Origin of the sequence: Streptomyces sp. NPDC058964 (genome assembly GCF_042741275.1) — a bacterium.
GTDB lineage: Bacteria > Actinomycetota > Actinomycetes > Streptomycetales > Streptomycetaceae > Streptomyces.
Genome location: NZ_JBHYKH010000632.1, coordinates 3,905 through 4,637 on the forward strand (window position 1 = coordinate 3,905; position 733 = coordinate 4,637).

The 733-nt window shown below is 72.9% G+C and carries 1 protein-coding gene; it reads right to left on the bottom strand.

The genetic code is table 11. The features are described 5' to 3' along the window. Positions 1 to 70 precede the first annotated feature (70 nt). Positions 71 to 733: 5,10-methylenetetrahydrofolate reductase (locus ACFW2E_RS41875; RefSeq protein WP_384475923.1), on the bottom strand; the 663-nt coding region annotated here is incomplete at its 5' end.

A 733-nucleotide genomic window follows, 5' to 3' on the forward strand; every position in this document is an offset into this window, starting at 1 on the left:
GGGGCTAGGGACCCCGGCGGGGGGGGGCGGGTGGGGGGGGCTTGCGCCCCCGCCCGGCGTGCGCGCGCCGCTACGTTCCCAGCCGGTCGAGCAGTGCACGGCGCCAGCGCTCCGTCTCCGCCACCTGGTTGAACGTGAAGACGTGCAGCCCCGCCACGCCCGCGGACGGCGCGGTCAGCGCGTCGGCGCTGCGGTCGAGCAGTTTCTCGGGCACATATCCCCCGGGCGTCGCGAACCGCAGGAACCAGGAAGCGTGCCTGGTCAGGAAGCGCGTGGACTCCCCCACCCCGATCTTCGTCGCCATGGACAGCAGCTTCGCACGCTGAACGGGACCGGCGACGCCCACGTGCACGGGCAGTGTGACGCCGCGGCGCCGGATGCGGGCGACCCAGTCGCCGAGCACGCGCGGATCGAAGCACAGGTTGCTGACGATGTACGTGGCGTGCGCGCGCTTGTCCCACATCGCCTGGATGGTGATGTCGTCATGGATGAGCGGATGACTCTCCGGATAGCCGGTGATCCCCGTGTGCGTGAAGGGCCGGCCCAGCCCGTCCAGTCTGCGCAGCACGGGCAGGGCTCCTTCGTACGGGCCGGCCGGCGGGTCCGCGTCACCCGCCGGGACGAAGACGTCGTCGACGCCCGCGCCGCGCAGCCGCTCGACGACGTCCTTCAGATGGGTGTCGTCCCGCAGCAGCCGCGCGGGCACGTGCGGGACGACACGGTAGCCGTGCGC